Source organism: Nocardia sp. NBC_01377, assembly GCF_045040005.1.
Lineage (GTDB): Bacteria > Actinomycetota > Actinomycetes > Mycobacteriales > Mycobacteriaceae > Nocardia > Nocardia noduli.
Genome location: NZ_CP109566.1, coordinates 2,803,601 through 2,822,846, shown reverse-complemented (window position 1 = coordinate 2,822,846; position 19,246 = coordinate 2,803,601). Strand labels below are relative to the sequence as shown.

Genomic DNA, 19,246 nt, shown 5'->3' with positions numbered 1-19,246 from the left:
TCACAGTTCGGATATCGCGCGCTCGGGGCACGACCTGATCGCGTCGCGGACACGGTCGACCTCATCCGAGGGGATTTCCCCTTCGATCGCGGTGGCGTGGCCGTCGACCTCATCGAGGATGAAAACGTCGGGCGCGGTCATCCAGCACAGCGTGTGTCCCTGACACAGGTCGGGATCCACTCGAACCTTCATATTGTCCGTCTTTCTTGACTCGAACTGTGGGACTGGCTTACGGGTGGTAGGCGTGTGACTTGAGATACGAGCCACCATCGACACGCAACTGCAAACCGGTCACATAACGAGACTCGTCCGACGCCAGATACACCACGGCATTACTGATATCGACCGCATCCACCCACGGAATCGGCATCGCCTGCTGCACCGGGAAAGCCACCACCGCGTCCTCCCGGGTCGGATTCTCCAGATCCGGACGGAACGAACGATACATCGCATCCGACTGCAACATCGCGGTATCCACATTGGTCGGATGCACCACATTGGCCCGAATCGACTTCGGCGACAACGCCCGCGCCAACTCGTGCATATACGCCGAAAGCCCCTGCTTGGCAACAATATAACCCGAACCACCCGGATCCGAACCAGGATTGGCGACCTGCTCGTTGGGCATGAACGCCGCCGCCGAACCCGTCGCGATCACCGACCCACCCTCCTTCAGATAAGGCAGAGCCGCATGCACCGCGTTCAACACACCGATCAAATTCACATCCACCACATCGATCCACGCCTGAACATGATCCGGCGAAAGCATCGGCGCGATACCCGCCTGCGCCACCACCACATCCAAACGACCCCCCAACTCGGCCACCCCCGACTTCAACGCCTCCTTCAACTCCGAACCCTGACGCACATCCGCCTGAAAAGTCACGATCCGCCGACCGGTCTTCTCCACCAAACGCGCCGTCTCCTCCAGATCCTCCGGACGCGACAACGCATACGTATTGGACTCGATATCACGACACAGATCGACCGCGATAATATCGGCGCCCTCCTCCGCCAACCGCACCGCATGACTACGACCCTGCCCACGAGCCGCACCCGTAATGAAGGCAACCTTGCCCTCAACTCTTCCCTGACCCATTACGAAATCCTTCCGATCGATACTGTCAACCCACGACATGCGGGTAAGCGATGGTCTTCAACTCCAAGAACTCCTCGAGCCCTTCGGTCCCCCACTCACGGCCCAGCCCACTCTGCTTGTAGCCGCCGAACGGCGCGGAGACGTGGAACGACCGACCACCGTTAACATCGACGGTGCCGCTACGCAAACGCCGCGCGATCCTCATCGCACGCTCATGATCCGGACTGAATACCCCCGCGGCCAGCCCGTAGATCGTGGAGTCGGCGATTCGGACGGCGTCGTCCTCGTCCTTGTAGGACAAAATCGTGAGCAGTGGCCCGAACACTTCTTCCTGTGCCACCGGAGACATCGGGTCCACGTCGGTGACCAGGGTGGGCTCCACCCAGTAGCCCTTCTCGTACTTGTCCCCGGCCTTGCCGCCCAGCACCACGCGCCCGGTCTGCTTCGCGATGTCGTAATAGCGCAGGACCGATTCGTGCTGGCGCTTGTTGATCAGCGGCCCCATGATGTTGCCCGGATCGGTCGGATCGCCCCAGGGGATGTGCTTCATCGCCTCGGTCATGATGTCGACCAGTTCGGTGTGACGCGTCTCCGGCACGAGAAGCCGGGTGTAGGTAGTGCAGCCCTGCCCGGCATGGAATCCGATCATCATCGCGAAAAGCTGTGCGAGAGAACCGAAGTCCGCGTCATCGAGCAGGATCGCGGGAGCCTTGCCGCCCAGTTCCAGCGTCACGCGTTTCACCGTCGAGGCCGCCGCGGCCATCACCTTCTGGCCGGTGGCGGTGGAACCCGTCAGAGTGATCGCGTCCACCGCGGGATGGGAGGTGAGCAATCCGGCCACCTCGTTGTCGGAGGTCGACACGACGTTCAAGACACCGGCCGGGATATCGGTGTGATTTGCCACGATCTCGCCCAGGACCAGCGCGCTGTACGGCGTGTCCGGCGCGGGCTTCAGCACGACCGTGCATCCGGCGGCCAGCGCCGCGGCGACCTTACAGATATTCAGGTAGAGCGGCGCGTTCCACGGGGTGATGACACCGACGACACCCGCCGCCTCGCGGCGGACGATGCGCTGGGAGGGCGGCTGCTCGCCCGGGAAAAGCGGCACCTCGCGTTCCCACTCGAAGGTCTCGAGCAGGTCGATGTAGTGACTGATGAATTCGACGCATTCGTTGAGCTGAATGCTGTAGGTCGTCAGAACGGGCGCGCCGACCTCCGCCACGATCATCGGCCGCAGTGATTCGGCCGACTTGCGCAGACCCTCCTGGAACTGGATCAGGCACTGACGACGGAAAGCGTGGTCTTGCGACCAGGATGTCGTGTCGAACGCGCGACGCGCGGCCAGGATGGCCTGCTCCATCTGGTCCGCGCCCGCGTCCGGCACGGTGCCGATGATCTCTTCGTTCGCGGGGTTGATGTTCTCGAATACCCGGTTGCCCGTGGCGGTCGTGAAATTCCCGTCGATGAACAAGAGATGTTTCGGTTCTGTCATTGATGTCCCTGATCTGTGAAGGTGCCGAGTGGGTCTGCCGACGCGGGTGTCGAAGGCGAAATACCGAGTGCCGCTACAGGTCTCTCATCGAACCCGAACGGCGTCCGCGGGTGGACGCGACCCGGAGGTGAGCAGCGGTCGAATCGCACCGAGGTCGGCGCCGACGGAGTCCGCGACCTCGCGGACCACCGCGGCGTCCTTGTCCAAGAACTCGCGGACGCTGTGCAGGAAACCTTCCGGCGATCCCGCGCGCGCGATCCCCTCGAGCGCGGCGCTGTGGGCGCTCCCCTGTCGCAGACAGGTCAGCATGGTCTCGATATCGAGACCGCCGACCGCTCCGAAACGTGTCGCCGAGACGATGACCTCGATGTTGGAGAGGAATATCGAGTTGTTGACGAGTTTCATCAGCTGACCACTGCCCAGCGGCCCCACGTGGATCAGTGGTTCGCCGTAGGCGCCGAGGAATCGACGAGCCGCGGACACCGCGGCGTCGTCCCCGCCGAGGAAGATCGTGACCGCACCGCGGGCGATGTCATCGGGTCCGCCGCTGACCGGCGCGTCGACGACCCGGACCCCCCGGCGCTCGGCGACCCGCGCCAAATCCTTTGCCGTGTCGGGACTTCCGGTGGTGTGCACGATGAGCACGGAGCCATCGGGCATGCCGTCGACGAGCCCGGCGTCGAGGCATATCTCCCGCACTTCCGAATCCTTGTGCACGCAGACGATCACCGCCTCGACGCCGTCGACGGCCTCGGTCACCGTCGACACCGCGACCGCGCGGGCGATACCGCCCACCGCCTCTCGGGTCGAGTCGGACCTGGCGAGGACGCGCACCGACTCGCCCGCGGCACTGAGTCGGCGGACCATGGGCAAGCCCATCCGGCCTGCCCCGACGAATGCGACGGACACGGCGTGCTCCTCTCTGAGTGGGTGTCGGAACCGGGGTCTATCCGGGCGGTATCAGCTCAGCTGACGCGCGGGAAGTTGAAGATCCGGCGGGCGTTGCCCTCCACGATCAGCCGCGCCTCGTCGTCGGGGACCTCCGCGAGGGACTCCTCGAGCATCTTGCGGGTGTGCGGCCAGTTGCAGTCCGAATGCGGGTAATCGCTCTCGAAGAGGATCTGCTCGACACCGATGCGATCACGCGCTTCGAGACCGGTGTCGTCGGAGACGAAGCAGCCGAAGATGTGATCCTTGAAGAGCTCGGAGGGCACCTGTTCCTTGTCGACGTCGCACCAGAACTTGTGGCGTGACCACGAGTAGTCGGTGCGTTCGAGCAGATACGGGATCCACCCGATGCCGCCCTCGGAGAGCACGAACTTCGCGTTCGGGAACTTGTAGAACACCTTGGACATGAGCAGATCGACGGTTGCCATCATCGAATTCAGGCCGAACAGCGCGATCTGGATGAACATGTCGCCGTCCGGCGCCAGGCCCAGCGGACTGCCACCGGATCCGAAATGCACCGAGAGCGGCATGTCCGCTTCCGACGCTGCCGCGATCACCGGATCCCAGTGATCGGTGTGGTACGAAGGCAGCCCGAGCTTGTGCGGTGCCTCGAGGAAGGTCACCGACCGCGCGCCCTTGGCTGCCGTGCGTTCGATCTCCTTGACCGATGCCGCGACATCCCAGAACGGGACCATCACCAACGGGATCTGGCGCTCGGGGTTGTAGGCGCACCATTCGTCCAGGATGAAGTCGTTGTAGGCGGTGATGGAGGCCGCGGCGAGGTCCTTGTCCTTGCCCTGCCAGAAGGTGCTGCCCGCGAAGCCGCCCATGTTCGGGAAGCACATCTGCGCCCAGACGCCTTCTTCGTCCATGTCCTTGATGCGTTCGGCGATGTCGTGGCAGCCGGGCCGCATGTCGTTGTAGCTGCGCGGATCCAGACCGAACTCACGCGGATGCTTGCCCGCCACGGCGTTGAGCGCGAAATTTCCCGCGGGTTCGCCCTCGTATATCCAGGTGTCGTTGCCATCGGGCATAGTTTCGATCCGCGGCGCGACATCCTTGTACTTGGCGGGCATCCGATCGAGCCACACTCGAGGATGCTCGATGACATGGTCGTCTACGGAGATGATTTGGGCGTCTTTCGGTAACACGGTGTTCGTCCTTCCCAGCGATCGGATCAGTCGGAGTTGGTTGTCGGCGGACGGTGGCGGTGTGAACGCGTCAGGTGACCGCGCCGGCGACTTTGAGGTCGATGATCTTCTCGTCGCCGAGACCGAGCTGCTTCAAGATCTCGTCGGTGTGCTCGGCGAACTGCGGGGCGCGTCCCGGTGTGGCGGGGGTCTCGTCGAACTGCACCGGCGAGGTCACCAGTTCACGGCTCTGCCCGTCCACGTCCAGAACCGTCGCCACGTACCCGTTGGCACGCAACATGACGTCGTTACCGACCTCGAGCGCGTTCTGAACCGCCCCCCACTGGCCTTCCAGAGTCTCGAATCGCTTGGTCCAGAACGCGAGAGTCTGCTGCCCCAGTGCCTGCGCCACCGCCTCCGACGCACTCTCCCAGTTGGTCATCAGCGCCTCCGCGTCCGCGAAACGCGGATCGGCGATCAGATCCTCACGATCGATATGCCTGCAGAAATCCGGCCAATACCGTCCGGGCTGCAACATGCACAGATTGACATGACGACCGTCGGAGGTCTCGTAGAGCCCGACCAGCGGATTACCCGGAATCGCGGGGCCGTTCACCGGATCCGCGCCCTCGGCGATGGGGCCACCGTTGAGGGCGATGTCGACCGACAACGCGTTCGCCCACGCGCCACTGGCCAACAGCGAGACATCGACAATGGAGGGCTCACCGGTCTGGGCCCGCGCGAACAGCGCCGCGGCGATACCACCGGCGATATTCATGCCCCCCAGAGTGTCGCCCCACGCGGGCCCCGGCTGCGCGACGACGCCACCCAGACTCGCCGGGGTCGCGCCCACGGCACTACCGCCACGGGACCAGAAGGTCGGCGAGTCGTAACCGCCCTTGTCGGCCTCGGGACCACGCACACCCAGAGCGGTACCCCTGACATAGATGATGTCGGGGTTGATCGCCCGAATGTCATCGACATCGATACCGAGTCTCTTACGCGCGTCGGCCAGGAAGTTGGTCACGAACACATCGCTCCTGCGAACGATCTCGTAGAGAACCTCACGCGCCTCGGGCTTCTCCAACGCCAAACCGATACCACGCTTGCTCCGGTTGGGGTGCTCCATGAGCGGTGCGAACCCACCGATCGCGTCCGTACCGCCGAGATTGCGCAGACCGCGCTGGGCGTCACCGTGTACGGCGTGCTCCACCTTGATCACATCGGCACCCCAGTCGGCCAGTACCGCCCCCGCCACGGGCACATAGGTGAACTGGGCGACCTCGACCACCCGCACCCCACTCATCGGCCTCGATGGCATCTTCGAACTCCCTCACTCACACGACTCTGTTCAGACACTGAGACCTGAATCACTTGTACGGTACCTATATTCGATCGGTTACACAAGGAAATCAAGAAAATGAACCGCTATTCACCTCTTGCGGTGTCGGCTTTCGTCGCCGACCCGCCGCGCGGTGAGCCCATGCGGCGCAGCGCCTCGTCGGCCGCGTCCCACACGGCTCCACGGGAGACCGCAAGGCCGTCCACCAGTTCCGCCAAGATTCCGACGTCTTTGCGAAGCAGGGGCCCGGCCGTGGCCGCCATCTCGCCCCATTCCCCCCCGCGCGGCCCGAGCAGGGACATCGCGAAACTCGCCCCGGTGCCACGCGCGATGACTTCACCGAGCCGCCGCGGATCCACGCCCATCGACACCGCGATATCGAGAATCCCCGCCGAGGCTTCCAATTGCGCGGCGAGCAACACGTTGTTGAGGAGTTTGGCGACCTCACCCGAGCCCACCTCACCCATATGCACGACAGGGTCACCGTAGGCCCGGAACACCGGTTCACAGCGCTCGACGGCCAGCCGGTCGCCGCCGACCATCACCAGGAGAGTCCCGGCCTCGGCCGCCGGCGCGCCGCCGCTGACCGGAGCGTCGATCACGGCGATCCCGCTCTCGGCAGCGATTCGACTCATCTTCGTACAGGTATCCGGATGTACCGTGCTGTGGATGGCGACAACACCTCCCGGCGCCATTCCGGCGAACACTCCGTCCGTCCCGGTCAGCACCGACTCGACGCCCGCATCGTCCACGACACATACGCACACGAGGTCGCTCGCTCGCGCCAATTCCGCGGGGGTGGCCGCGAGGACGGCGGTCGTATCCACGTAGGGCTCCAGACTCTGCTGCCGCCGGGCCCAGAGGGTGGTCGGATATCCGGCGTCGATGATTCGCCGGGCCATCGGGGCACCCTGACTGCCCAGGCCGATGAAGCCCACCCGAAGCGCCCGGACCTTTGCTGCGCCAGGCGCAAATTCGCCCGCTGAAGCCGCGGCCATGAATCTCCTCTCGCGGGCCGACCAGTCATCGTCGACCTGTGTCCCTGTTCACAATACATATGACTGAATCAGCAGACAAATAGATCTGACATATCTATATCAGATTGAATGACAGTTCAGCGTTATGAATTTGCGTGGGCTGAGGAGTGAACTCTCGTGGCCGAGGACTTACCTCATTCGGACACGACAGGAACGGAAGAGGCGGAACCACGCCGTGGTTCCGCCTCTTCCGTTCGGTTCTACGAGGGCGACGCTGCGGCCTCGCCGAATCGAATATCAGCCTCCGTTGACGTGCCGCGGGCGCGCGCTGAAGGTGTCGAACACGAATTCGAGGAATTCCTCGGTATCCGTCGGCCAACCGTCCTCGTCGGTGGTGGTCTTGGCGACGGTGGTCACGAGAATGAAAGAGGTCACCACGGCGAAATACAAGCGCCCCAACGCGATCGGCGATCCCGGCCGCAGCGTGCCGTCCGCCTGGCCCGTCTCGATCACTTCCGAGATGTATTCCAGAACTCGCTGCTGGTAGTGATTCCACGCCGCGGGAATGTCGGTGCCACGCGATCGGGCCATCCGTGAGATCTCCGCTGACAACGCTCCCCACGCAGGATGGTTCAGCGCGTGCTCAATCTGGATCTGAGCGAGGCCGACAAGTCGCTCATCGGCGGGAGCATCCTCGGGAACCAGCTTCTGGATCGACTCGATCGCAATACTTCTGCGCATCAGAACCTGCTCGTACAGGTCGTCTTTGCTGTCGAAGAACGTGTAGATCGACCCCACCGAGAATTCGCACTGGGAGGCGACGTCTTTCAGACCGGTGTTGTGGTAGCCATGCTCGGCGAAGAGTTCCTCCGCCGTATCGAGGATCTGCTCGCGCGACATCTCGATGCGCTGTTGCCGACGTATCTCGCGCGGGCTCGCGGCGGTCGACGGCGACCGGCCATTGCTGTTTCGCTCACCTTCGATCCGATTGTCCGCTCTGGACGCGACCTCATCATGTTCGGTGATCGTCTGGTGCTCGCCGGTGTCGGCTTTCGCCTTCGCCATCATCGTTCCAGCCTCCTCTCTACCGCCAAAGCATCTGCTCGCTCAATCGAGCGAATCACTGCAAACTGATCTGAACGGCCGCTGAACATGATGAACACAGCATACGTTCTACCAACCTTCTCATAGCCATACCAGCTGACGCCTCGTATCGCACGCCGACACCGGCGCTCCCGCGGCGGATGCCGCCGGTCATCGGTCGGCCCTCAGGAGCATCACACCGCTCGGGGTGAGTCCACCGCTGCTGACAACGCCAACCCGGGCGTCGCTGACCTGACGGTCTCCCGCCTCGCCCCGCAACTGGGCGACCGCCTCGTGGATCAGGCCCATGCCGTGTGTGCGCCCGTGTGAGAGCTGTCCACCATGGGTGTTGAGTGGGAGAAGGCCGTCACGGGCGATATTGTGGCCGCCGTCGAGGAAATCCTTTGCCTCGCCGATTCCGCAGAACCCTAGCGCTTCGATCCAGGACACACAGTTGAAGGTGAACCCGTCGTACAACTGCGCGATGTCGACGTCGGAAGGGCGCAGGTCCGTGCGGGTCCACAGATGCGCTGCGGGCCCGAGCACCTGTGGTTCGTGAGTGGATGTGCTCTGGTCCCAGTCGATCTTCTCCAGCAGCTGCGTACCCACCGCCTCGACTCGAACCGGAGGCTTCGCCAGGTCCCCCGCAGTGTCCGCCGCCGAAACCACCACCGCGATCGAGGCGTCGCACGGAACGTCACAGTCGTAGAGGCCGAACGGCGTCGTGATGGTACGAGCCGAGAGGTAGTCCTCCATCGTCATCGGCTTGCGGTACACGGCGGTGGGATTGAGTGCCGCGTTGGCGCGCTGATTGAGCGCGATCCAGCCGAGCGTCTCACGAGTGGTGCCGTATTTGTGGAAGTGACGATGCGCGGTCTGGGCCAGCGTATGCGCCGCGGACACCGCGCCGAACGGCAGCGACCATCCCATGAGTCCAGCGACCCGGCCGCCGCTCGGGACCGGCAACCGTCCCTGGCGCTGAAGTTCCTCGTGTGTCGACTGCCATACCGTGCGGAAGCAGAGGACGTGTCGGGCCAATCCGGTCGCGACCGCCATCATCGCCGCGATCACCGAACCACCGGGGCCGAAGGTCTCGCCTCCGCCGTTGTACCAGGTGGGGCGGATTCGCAATGCCGACTCGAGTGCGGTGACACCGCCCTCGCTGTGACCGGTCTCCACACCGCCGGCGGGGTAGGTCGACAGCCCGTCGATGTCGTCGAAGGTCAGACCGGCGTCCGCGACCGCGCGCTCACAGGCCTCGATGGTGAGCGCGAGCGGATCGCGCATCAACCGGCGACCGATCTCCGAGGCACCGATACCGCTGATGACCGCCTTGTCCTCGAATTTGTCCGTGGTGACCATCGGACGGACATGCCTGGCGTATTCGGCGGGAGCGATCTCGTCGTCGGGCAGATCACGCCGTTCGGTATCGGACTCACTCGGCCGGAACAGCGGCAGCCAGACGTCCTCGTGTCGCTCGAAGAGCACTTCGACCGGCATTCCGAGTTCGATAGCCCCACGGTCACAGTCGACCAGCAGCGTGGTGAGCCGCACCCGCGGATCCTCGTCCAGCGCGACCTCGGCGACGACGTAGGGAGGACGCAGCCCGGGAAGTTCGAACCGCTCGTTCACGGTGTACCCGAACAGGATTCCCTTGCCCGAGACGACGCGCCGATCGGTCCGCGCAGAACGACATGCCGGACAAATCGGTTTCGGCGGGTGGATCAGCGAGTCGCAGGACAAGCACGACTGGACACGCAGCTGACCGTCTTCGCCCGATGTCCAATAGAACTCGGTCTCGGGTAGCACCAAGGGCAGCACCCGGCCAGGAGTCTCTGTCATCGCCCGCTCCTCCCCCCGTCGTTTCCGGCGGTCACAGTAGCCTCCGTACCAGTTTTCCGGTATCGGTCCGTGGCAGTTCGGCGCTGAAGACGACTTCGTCGGGTGTCTTCGATGACCGCAGCCGTGACCGCACCCAGTCGGTGACCTCGTGATCGTTCAGCTGTTCCCCCGGACGCAGCACGACATGAGCGACGATGCGCTGCCCCCACTCGTCGTCCGGCGCGCCGACGACACCCGCGTCCAGCACCGCGGGATGCGCGACGATGGCTTCCTCGATCTCGGCGGGCGCGATGTTCTCACCACCCCGGATGATCGTGTCGTCCATGCGGCCTTCGATGAAGACATAGCCACCGTCATCGATGTACGCCTGGTCCCGCGTGTGGAACCATCCGTCACCGGAGGAGATGTCGGCCTTGCCGTAGTACTCACCCGAGACCTGCGGCCCCTTGACGCACAGTTCCCCACGCACATTGGGCGGGCACTCGTTTCCCGCCTCGTCGAGGACCGCGATGCTCACGCCGGGAACCGGCCTGCCCACCGATCCGAGCCGGGCACGGATCTCGGGGAGATCGGATTCGATGGCTGCCCGGTGGTCGTCCGGTCCGAGCAGCGCGATGGTCGACGCTGTTTCGGTAAGACCGTAGGCGTTGACGAATCCGGTGTCGGGGAATGCTTCCAGCGCCCGGGTCATCACGCTCATCGGCATGCGGGCACCGCCGTAGGAGATGGACAGCAGCGGCGGCGCTTTCTGGTCGTGCTCGCGTAAGTAGTCGCAGATGCGCGCCAGCATGGTCGGCACGACCATCGCGTGGGTGACGTCTTCCGCATCGGCCATATCCAGCCACGCCTCGGCGTCGAACCGGTCGAGATAGACCAGTCGACGCCCGGCGTACAGATTCGACAGCAGATTCGCGACGGCGGCGATGTGGTAGGGGGGAACGCTGACGAGGCCGGCTTGTTCCACGCCACCCGAACCGAATTCGACCGTCTCGAGGATGTAGGAAACCAGGTGGCGATGGCGCAGCACCGCGGCCTTGGGTTCGGAGGTGGTGCCGCTGGTGTACAGCAGGACGGCGATCCGCTCGGGATCGACCGGGTTCTCCTCGAGCGGAGTGACGTCGGCCGCGATGTCCAGCCATTCGCCCGCGCTGAGCACTCGCCCCCGCGTGTGGATACGCTCGGGAGTGTCGGTCACCACCAGGGGGTTGTCGAAGCGATCGATCAACGCGCCCAGTTTGTCGTCGGACAATCGGTAGTTCAGCGGGACGAAGGGAATGCCCGCCCGCGCCGCGGCGAAGAGCGCGACCGGAAACGCGACACCGTTCACTCCGACGAAGAGGATCGCGTCACTGCCCGCGTCGACGGCCACCTGCGCGCCGCCAGCCGACATCGTCGCGATTTCCTGATAGGTGGCACGACGGATCCGGGTGGAGCTTTCCACGATCGCGGTCTCGTCAGGCCACGTCGACGCGGCCATGGCCAACAGCATTTCGAGATTCACTTCAACGACCTTCGTGATATCGGTAGGGGGCGAGCCGGTAGCGGCGGTCAGTCCGACGCCGGTAGCGGCTTGGGGTTCTTGAGCTGCAGCAACGCGCCGTTCACCGCGAGCGGGCCGTCACCGGCGCTGACGCACAGGACCTCCACCGACGCCGCCTCGTCCTCGTAGCGCTTGCCCATCACCACCGGCGATCCGCTCACAGGGGAGTCGATCTCCGGGAGAGTCTCGCCTTCCCGCGCCATCGGCTCCCCGCCGCAGGTGATCTCGACATCGACGTCGCTCACCCGGATGACGAGAACATGCACACCGGATACGCGACTGCGTAGCCGTTCTCCGACCTTGTATTCGGCCATTCGACTTACACCACTCTTTCGTCCTGCGCGGCACGTCCTCGTGTCGGCATGCGTTCTTCGATGAACCACGTGTCGGGTAGGCGCGGTGCCCCGAGAGCGCTACCGCACGGCGTCGCGGACCTCGGCGTCCGCTTACCGCCCGGTTCCGACCGACGAGGAGAGGCATTTCGCGTTCACTCCCCGGACAGACGGTTCAACCTGGCATTACAATGATATGAGCGCCTGTTCAATTTTTTAAACTCTAACACGCCACCACTTGGTCTCGGCGACGAACCGGAGATCGGATCGGTGACACCCACCGCTGAAGCGCCCACGAGGAGCTGGTCCGATACCGGGCGGGGCTCAGCCGACTTTGGGTGGGCGCGGCAACTTCAGGTTCTGCTGCGCGACGATGTTGCGGGCGATGTCGGTGGTTCCGCCGTAGATCGCGGTGCCCTGCGCGTAGCGGTGCCCCCACTCGAAGATCCCGTCTTCGACGCAGCCCCGCGCGCCGCGGGGCAGAACGGCTTCGGGGCCGATCGCATCGAGCAACTCGGCGCTACGCTGGATGAGCCGCTCGGAGGCGATGATTCGGCCCATCGATCCGGGTGCGCCGCGCATGAGTTCGAGATCGATCGCTATCTCCGAGAGCAGGGCGCGGACGAGGGGATCGTCGAACGGCCTGTTTCCGTCCGGCCCGGATGTCTCGGCCCACTTCGTGGCATGCCAGAGCAGGGTCCGCAACGTCTTTGCGTACACCATCCCATTGCTCAATTCGTCGAGCCCGTCGACCTCGTCGTCTCCGTGCTCGGTCTGCAATGCCGATGCGATGACCTGCCAGCCCTTGTTCTCCGGACCGAGTCGGTAGTCGTCGTCGACGAACACATCGTCGTAGAAGACCGCATTGGTTCGTTCACCGCCCACGGTATGGATGGCCCGAATCTCCACGCCGGGCCGGTCGAGGGGCACGAGGAAGACGGTGATGCCGCGGTGCTTGGGGGCGTCGGGATCGGTCCTGGTCACCAGGATGGTGTACTGACAGTTGTGGGCGCCGGTCGTGAACATCTTGGCGCCGTTGATGATCCAACCGGATTCCGAGCGCGTGGCGCGGGTGCGGACACCGGCCAGGTCCGAGCCGCCGTCGGGCTCGGTATAACCCAAGCACATGCGGATGTCGCCCGAGGCGACCCCGGGTAGCACTTTGCTCTTCAACGATTCCGATCCGGCCGCCTCCACGACGGCGAGCACGAGGTGCGTGGTGCCGAGGGTGATGTCGGGGACGCCTCGCCGGTCCATCTCGAGTTGCAGGATTCGATTCGATACGACGTCCAGTCCCGCACCGCCGCGTTCGCGGCTCCACGTGGGCATTATCCACCCGCGCTCGCCGAGGGCCTTGTGCAAGGTGTCGCTGTACCCCGATCCGGTCCGGCGCTCTTCCTCGTAGACCGCCTCGGTGGCGTGAGAGTCGAAGAACTCATCGAGCGAGTCCCAGAATGCGAGTTGTTCGCGCGTGAGATCGAGCTTGCCGAAATCCATCGTCCTTCTTCCTGAGTTCCTGAGGTTCCCTACAGCGCCCGCGCGAGGGGAAGCGCGTCGCCGACCGCGCGCACATCGTCGGCGAGACGCCCCGCGACCAGCGGCCAGCCCTTGGCACGGCGGAAATGCAGTGTCATATCGGATTCGGTGGTGAAGCCGAATCCGCCCTGAACGTGGATGCCGACCGTCGACGCCTCGACCGCGGCGCGCACAGAGGACACGTACGCGGCGGGGAGCAACTCCGGCGCGGCCTCGGGCTCGTACTCGGCGAACCACGCGGCCTTGCGATTGATGTTCCGGCTCGACTCGATGAGGATCGCCGCGTCGACGAGCGAATGCGAGATCGCCTGGAAGGTTCCGATCAACTGCCCGAAAGCTTTGCGCGAGTTCGCGAAGTCCACCGCGAGACGGATGGCCGCATCACCCGAGCCGACCAGCGCGGCGCCGGTGAGAAGTTTCCACAGTCCGACCGCCCTGCGGTACGCGAGCACCGCTCCGTGGCCGGAGGCGAGCACCTGCCGATCCGACCGCGCTGCCAGATCCCACCACGCGAGCGGGGACTCGCCGATATTCGGCTCGGGACGCACGTGTTCCGGCGCGGGTATCAGGACCAACTCGTCACCCTCCAGCACCAGCGCGATATCCGCGACAGCACCGGCAGGCACGAGCTGGCTCCCGGCCTCGTGAGCGGGCCGAAGTGCGATCGTCGCGATTCGAGTGCCGTCGATGATCGACCGCAGCGGATTGTCCGGCCCGTCCGCGACCGACTCGGCGATCAACCGCGCGGCGGCGATCGATTCGACGAGAGGAATCGGGGCCAGGTGCGCGCCGTACTGTTCGGCCACCAGGACCAGATCGATCGCCGTGGCGCCGTCACCACCGTGAGACTCGGCAACGGCCATCGAGACCACTCCGATTTCCAACGCCCGGTTCCATACCACGCGGTCGAATCCAACCTCGGCGGCCCGAACGACCTCACTGGGCGACACCGCGCCGAAGAAGTCGGCGAACGCCTCACTCACAGCCCTCTGCCCGTCGTCCAACGTGTAATCGTTGCGACGTAGCGTGTGTTCGAGGCCGTCCGCCATGACGAGTCACCCATTTCAGCATCGTTACGAAATAATGAACCATCATTCAAGCAGATGGTTTTGCGATTTAAAAGGATGAACGTGAAACCGTCTCCAGATGCCGAGCACGGATCGACATCACGCTCAGTCTCTCATTGTATTGTTCATCATACTGAACTATCGTTCACTCATACCTGATGGGCAAGGACGCACTCAGCGAATCGAGGAACTATGAACGAGGCAGTCATCGTCAGCGCAGTCCGCACTCCCATCGCGACAGCGCGAAAAGGAACGCTGAAGGACACCCCCGCCGAGGTACTCGCGACTCACATCCTGTCCGAGGCGATCCGCCGCGCCGGCATCCCCGGGGAAGCCGTCGACGACGTCATATTCGCTGAATCACTGTATGGCGGAGGCGATCTGGCCCGATACGCGGCAGTCTCGCTCGGTCTCACACGGGTACCGGGCCAGGCCGTGAACCGCCATTGCGCAGGCAGCTTGACCGCGGTCGCCAACGCCGCGGGCTCCCTCCGATCCGGCATGGATCGCGTCGTCGTCGCCGGAGGCGTCCACTCCTTCTCGACCAGCCCCGCGCTGACGTGGCGCGTTCCCGGCACCGACGAGACCGAGAAGCGGATTCCGCCGACTTTCCCGTACACGGCCGACGCGACCGACGACACCAGTCTCTCGGTCGGTTGGAATCTCGCGGTCAAGTACGGGCTGAGTCGCGAGCAGCTCGACGAGTGGGCGGTTCGCTCGCACGCCCGGGCGATCTCTGCGATCGACGCCGGTGTCTTCGATGACGAGATCGCCCCGTTGAAGGTCGCCCGACCCGACGGCACCGTCGTCGAATTCGCCGTCGACGAACACCCGCGTCGCGACACCACCCTCGAGAGGGTTGCCGGCCTGAAGCCCGTCCACCCCGAGATCGAGGGCTTCTCGATCACCGCGGCCAACGCGAGCGGCATGAACGACGCGTCCGCCGCTCTCACGCTGACCTCCTCGGACTACGCCCGCGACAACGACCTCACCGTCCTCGGCACCATCCGCTCCTGGGCCTCGATCGGCGTCGATCCGAAGTACACCGGCGACGGCGGTCTCGCGGCCATCGCCCCGGCACTGGACCGCGCCGGTCTCTCGCTCGCGGATGTCACCCTGTGGGAGATCAACGAGGCGTTCGCTTCGGTTCCCGTCGCGGCGTGCCAGGAGCTCGGGATCGATGAGCAGATCGTCAACATCTACGGCAGCGGGTGCAGTCTCGGACACCCGATCGCGGCCAGCGGCGCACGCATGCTGACCACGCTGGCGCACGAATTGCGCCGCCGCGGCGGCGGCATCGGAGTGGCGACGATGTGCGCGGGCGGCGGACAGGGCGGCGCGGTCGTCATCGAGGTCTGATCCGACGCGCCCGACGACCACCGACTATCGAAAGAGTACTGATGGAACTGAAGAACACCTCCGCCCTCGTCTGCGGCGGAGCGGGCGGCTTCGGCGAGGCGACGGTTCGCCGGCTCGTCGCGGCCGGCGCGCATGTCGTCATCGCCGACCTCGCGGAGGAGAAGGGCAAAGCGCTCGAGTCCGAATTGGGCAGTCGCGCACGCTTTCTGGCTACCGACGTGACCAGCGAGAGCAGTGTCCAGGCCGCGGTGGACGCCGCGGTCGAGACCGCGCCGCTGCGATCCTGCGTCATCGTGCACGGCGGCCCGGCGGCCGCCAAGCGAATCGTCAACCGCAAGGGCGAGCCGTACTCGCTGGAGACCTTCCGTCGCACCGTCGATGTGTTCCTCTCCGGAACGTTCAATGTGCTCAGCAAGGCCGCGGCGGCGATGAGCACGAGCGAACCCACGAACGACGACCAGCGGGGCGTCATCGTCTCGACGGCCAGCATCGCGGGCTTCGAGGGTCAGGTCGGTCAAAGTGATTACTCGGCCGCGAAGGGCGGTGTCATCGGCCTCACCCTGACCGCAGCGCGCGATCTGGCCCCGGTCGGGGTCCGCGTGATGTGCATCGCTCCGGGTACCTTCTACACCCCGGCGTACCAGATGGACGAGGAAGAAGCTCAGAAGCGCTGGGGTCCGACAGTTCCCAATCCGAAGCGAATGGGCCACGCCGACGAGTACGCCGCGCTCGCTCAGCACGTCATCGAGAACGACTATCTGAACGGCACGGTTATCCGCATCGACGGCGCGCTGCGCTTCAACATCTGATCCACACACCACAGGAACGAGCTCCGCACTCATGGGTCTGCCCATCACACGAACCGACCGGCGATACGGCACGGTAGGTGCCCTCATTCTGCGCTCGGGCATCGGCGCGACGATGATCGCACACGGCGTCAAGCACGGCCGCAGCATCGACGGCACCGCCGGATGGTTCGGGTCGATCGGTTTCCGGCATCCACGAGTACAGGCGCAGGCGAGTGCCGTGGTCGAGGTCGGAGCCGGTGCGGCGCTGATCCTCGGAGCCGGTACATCGCTGGCCGCCGCCGCCGTCGTCGCGACGATGGCGGTCGCGGCGCGTTCGGTCCACCTGGCGAACGGATTCTTCATCACCGCGGAGGGTTACGAGTACGTCGGGAATCTGGCCGCCGCCGCCACTGTCCTGGCCGAACTCGGTCCGGGCCGGTGGAGCATCGACCACAAGCTCGGAATCGACCGTGCCCTGGCGGGCAGAACCGGCGTCGCCATCGCGGTCGGCGTGGGTCTTGCCGCCGCTACGGCGCAGCTGGCCGCCTTCTACCGCCCCGGCATTCCCGACGAAACGCCGCTCGTCGCGGTGAACGGAGTCGGCGACGACCGTGGGTGACACACTCCGCGATCGACTACTCACCGAATTGGAGGGATTGCAAAGGGGTTCCAATCCCTTTGTCCCGCAGCGTCTTTCAGGCGGCGCGAAATTCCGGTCCACCCAGGAGCGAGGCGCGAGTTACCGCAGGTACGGGCAACTGTTCGCACGGGTGCAGCAGGCCGACCCGGACGACCCGCTCATCGAGGAGATCGCGGACGAGGTGCTACCGGGGTGGCGCCGAGCCGAACAGTCGGCGAGCGATGATCCGGGCGGCAGGCCACAGGATCTATCGACCGAATGAGGCGGGCTGTTGCGCGCCCGAGCGATAGAACAACACCTACCGCGATCACTCGGGTGCGCAACAGTCCGTCCTGACCTCTCCGATGATGCGGTCACGGCACGTGCGGATTCGATGATTCGGCGATCGACGTCGGCATCACGGGGGCAACCCCGACCGCACAGGCGCGGAGCTCAGCTGCGCGCACGGGACAAATGAATCAAAATGTAGACAATTGAATGATCGTTCGGATACGTTCATGTTGCTATCCGGCGGCAGATCCAGACCTGCCGCCCGCGTGGAACAACGGAGTCGATACCTTCTGAACTCACGTCGGACCGTGCGGAATCACCAACGAATCAGGAGTCGAACCATGACCGCGGCGGCCTCATCTACCCAACGACCTGTTTCGGTGGCCGACGAGGTGCGGGCCGCGCGACGGGTTTTCGATTCGGGAAAGACCCGCGCGCTGTCCTGGCGCGTCGAACAACTGCGCGCTCTGGAAACAATGCTCACCGAGCGTTCGGGAGAACTCGAACAGGCGCTGCTCCATGATCTCGGCCGTAAACCCATCGATGGCTACATAGCCGATATCTACTCGGTCCGGACCGAATCCGCGTACGTCCGAAAGAACCTCGGGAAATGGACCCGGGATCGCCGGGTACGGACGCCGTTGTCGATGGGCCCCGGGCGCGCTCGGGTACATCGCCAGCCGCTCGGGACAGTGTTGATCATCGCGCCCTGGAACTATCCTCTGCACTTGGCCCTCATGCCGTTGATCGGCGCCCTCGCGGCGGGCAACACGGTGGTGTTGAAACCCAGCGAATTGACACCTCGATGCTCCGCGGCGCTGGCGGACCTGCTGCCCCGCTATCTCGACGCCGACGCCGTGCGAGTCGTGGAGGGCGGTGTCGAGGAGACGACCGCGTTGCTGAACGAGAAATTCGACCACATCTTCTTCACGGGCAACGAGACCGTCGGCAAAATCGTCATGGCGGCCGCGGCGAAGACGCTCACTCCGGTCACCTTGGAACTGGGCGGCAAGTCACCGGTGTGGGTCGATGACACCTTCCCCATCGAGAAGGCCGCCGACTGGATCGCCTGGGGAAAGTGCACGAACAACGGCCAGACCTGTGTCGCACCGGACTACGTCCTCACCACACCCGACGTCGCGCCCCGGCTCGTCGACGCGTTGCGCGACTCGATCCGTCGCCTCTACGGCGACGACCCGAAATCGAATCCCGACTACAGCAGAATCGTCAACGAACGCCACACCGCGCGCCTGATCGGACTTCTCGAATCGGGGACCGTGGCGCTGGGCGGCGCGCATGATCTCGGTGACAAATACATCGAGCCGACCGTCCTCGTGGATGTCGCCGCCGACTCACCGGTCATGCGCGAGGAGATCTTCGGACCGATACTCCCGATCGTCACGGTCGAGAATCTCGACGAAGCGGTGGCGACCATCCGCGCCGGTAGCCATCCCTTGGCGGCCTACGCGTTCACCACCTCGGAGGCGGTGCAGGCCACACTGGTCCGAGAGACATCGTCCGGTTCGCTGACGATCAACGCGCTCATGCTCCAACTGGGCATACCCGACCTCCCCTTCGGCGGGGTCGGCGCCAGCGGAATGGGCTCATATCACGGCGAACACAGCGTTCGCGTATTCAGTCACGAGCGTTCGATCTTTCGACGCGGCAACTTCTCCGACTTCCTGCTGCGCATCGCGCGACCGCCTTTCACCGAACGCAGCGAGAAGCAGCTGCGGCGTTAGGGGCGCGAAGCGGTCTCCAGTCGGCGAAGCACGAGACGAACGGCGAGCGACGCCCGGTC

Annotated in this window: 18 protein-coding genes; 5 read left to right on the top strand and 13 right to left on the bottom strand. The window is 64.8% G+C overall.

What is annotated here, in order from left to right:
- The 13 genes from OG225_RS13000 to OG225_RS12940 all read right to left on the bottom strand — a co-directional run bounded on the left by OG225_RS13000 (position 1) and on the right by OG225_RS12940 (position 14,370).
- Entirely contained in the window at positions 1-192 is a 192-nt protein-coding gene (locus tag OG225_RS13000; protein WP_216911033.1) for a ferredoxin, read from the bottom strand.
- Between the two features lie 37 nt (positions 193-229).
- On the bottom strand, positions 230-1,099 hold the full coding sequence (locus OG225_RS12995; protein ID WP_405181847.1) for a mycofactocin-coupled SDR family oxidoreductase: 870 nt from the start codon (positions 1,097-1,099) through the stop codon (positions 230-232).
- A gap of 25 nt (positions 1,100-1,124) precedes the next feature.
- Positions 1,125-2,591: an aldehyde dehydrogenase family protein gene (locus OG225_RS12990; protein ID WP_405181894.1), complete on the bottom strand. Its 1,467-nt coding sequence runs from the start codon at positions 2,589-2,591 to the stop codon at positions 1,125-1,127.
- Positions 2,592-2,675: 84 nt separating this feature from the next.
- The gene (locus OG225_RS12985) at positions 2,676-3,500 is read right to left on the bottom strand and encodes an NAD(P)-dependent oxidoreductase (protein WP_405181893.1); all 825 of its coding nucleotides are present in this window, start codon (positions 3,498-3,500) and stop codon (positions 2,676-2,678) included.
- A gap of 56 nt (positions 3,501-3,556) precedes the next feature.
- Positions 3,557-4,690: an amidohydrolase family protein gene (locus OG225_RS12980; RefSeq protein WP_308165302.1), complete on the bottom strand. Its 1,134-nt coding sequence runs from the start codon at positions 4,688-4,690 to the stop codon at positions 3,557-3,559.
- Positions 4,691-4,760: 70 nt separating this feature from the next.
- A complete protein-coding gene (locus tag OG225_RS12975; RefSeq protein ID WP_405181892.1) occupies positions 4,761-5,990 on the bottom strand; it encodes a CaiB/BaiF CoA transferase family protein in 1,230 nt (409 codons plus the stop codon).
- A gap of 107 nt (positions 5,991-6,097) precedes the next feature.
- A complete protein-coding gene (locus tag OG225_RS12970) occupies positions 6,098-7,009 on the bottom strand; it encodes an NAD(P)-dependent oxidoreductase (protein WP_405181891.1) in 912 nt (303 codons plus the stop codon).
- Between the two features lie 276 nt (positions 7,010-7,285).
- The gene (locus OG225_RS12965) at positions 7,286-8,056 is read right to left on the bottom strand and encodes a TetR/AcrR family transcriptional regulator (protein ID WP_216911039.1); all 771 of its coding nucleotides are present in this window, start codon (positions 8,054-8,056) and stop codon (positions 7,286-7,288) included.
- 186 nt (positions 8,057-8,242) lie between these two features.
- Entirely contained in the window at positions 8,243-9,913 is a 1,671-nt protein-coding gene (locus OG225_RS12960) for a thiolase C-terminal domain-containing protein (protein WP_405181890.1), read from the bottom strand.
- 31 nt (positions 9,914-9,944) lie between these two features.
- Entirely contained in the window at positions 9,945-11,414 is a 1,470-nt protein-coding gene (locus tag OG225_RS12955) for a class I adenylate-forming enzyme family protein (protein ID WP_405181889.1), read from the bottom strand.
- A 47-nt stretch (positions 11,415-11,461) separates the two neighbouring features.
- On the bottom strand, positions 11,462-11,767 hold the full coding sequence (locus OG225_RS12950; RefSeq protein ID WP_405181888.1) for a hypothetical protein: 306 nt from the start codon (positions 11,765-11,767) through the stop codon (positions 11,462-11,464).
- 342 nt (positions 11,768-12,109) lie between these two features.
- Positions 12,110-13,282, bottom strand: a complete 1,173-nt coding sequence (locus tag OG225_RS12945) for an acyl-CoA dehydrogenase family protein (protein ID WP_405181887.1) — start codon at positions 13,280-13,282, stop codon at positions 12,110-12,112.
- Positions 13,283-13,311: 29 nt separating this feature from the next.
- Entirely contained in the window at positions 13,312-14,370 is a 1,059-nt protein-coding gene (locus OG225_RS12940) for an acyl-CoA dehydrogenase family protein (RefSeq protein ID WP_405181886.1), read from the bottom strand.
- 210 nt (positions 14,371-14,580) lie between these two features.
- Here OG225_RS12940 and OG225_RS12935 point away from each other — a divergent pair, with 210 nt between their 5' ends.
- The 5 genes from OG225_RS12935 (at position 14,581) to OG225_RS12915 (ending at position 19,187) form a co-directional block, all read left to right on the top strand.
- Positions 14,581-15,747, top strand: a complete 1,167-nt coding sequence (locus OG225_RS12935) for a thiolase family protein (RefSeq protein WP_405181885.1) — start codon at positions 14,581-14,583, stop codon at positions 15,745-15,747.
- Between the two features lie 41 nt (positions 15,748-15,788).
- On the top strand, positions 15,789-16,556 hold the full coding sequence (locus OG225_RS12930) for an SDR family NAD(P)-dependent oxidoreductase (RefSeq protein ID WP_405181884.1): 768 nt from the start codon (positions 15,789-15,791) through the stop codon (positions 16,554-16,556).
- 31 nt (positions 16,557-16,587) lie between these two features.
- Entirely contained in the window at positions 16,588-17,154 is a 567-nt protein-coding gene (locus OG225_RS12925) for a DoxX family protein (RefSeq protein ID WP_405181883.1), read from the top strand.
- Positions 17,147-17,437 carry a hypothetical protein gene (locus OG225_RS12920; protein WP_216911047.1) on the top strand — a complete coding sequence of 97 codons (291 nt, stop codon included), beginning with the start codon at positions 17,147-17,149 and terminating at the stop codon, positions 17,435-17,437. Before OG225_RS12925 ends, OG225_RS12920 begins: the two co-directional genes overlap by 8 nt.
- Positions 17,438-17,672: 235 nt before the next feature.
- Entirely contained in the window at positions 17,673-19,187 is a 1,515-nt protein-coding gene (locus OG225_RS12915) for an aldehyde dehydrogenase family protein (protein WP_405181882.1), read from the top strand.
- Positions 19,188-19,246: the final 59 nt, after the last annotated feature.